This is a genomic window from Nocardioides malaquae, from assembly GCF_015070385.1.
GTDB lineage: Bacteria > Actinomycetota > Actinomycetes > Propionibacteriales > Nocardioidaceae > Nocardioides > Nocardioides malaquae.
Genome location: NZ_JADCSA010000544.1, coordinates 1 through 263, shown reverse-complemented (window position 1 = coordinate 263; position 263 = coordinate 1). Strand labels below are relative to the sequence as shown.

At 48.3% G+C, this 263-nt stretch carries 1 protein-coding gene; it reads left to right on the top strand.

The window, feature by feature from the left end; all coding sequences use genetic code 11:
• The first annotated feature begins 143 nt into the window (after positions 1-143).
• Complete coding sequence (locus tag IEQ44_RS18655) at positions 144-260, top strand: M12 family metallopeptidase (RefSeq protein WP_498371230.1); 117 nt, start codon at positions 144-146, stop codon at positions 258-260.
• Positions 261-263 lie beyond the last annotated feature (3 nt).

Here is a 263-nt window from a genome sequence, read left to right as displayed (position 1 = left end):
TGGCATTAATTTAACACAGAGATGATAGGCTTTTACCCGACAGCAACTATGTATGTAATTGATTAAATCTCTTTTGGTTCTTCACCTATAACCATTCCACACTCTGGCTTGTTTTTCTCTCCTCTATTCCGCTTGCAGACGAAGTGGAGAGGGAAGTGATGCTGAACGCTATGGAGGAGTTCCACTACAGGACCTGCGTCCGTTTCGTCCCCCGCGCCGAGCAGAGGATGTACCTCAGCATCGAACCCAAACACGGGTGAGCC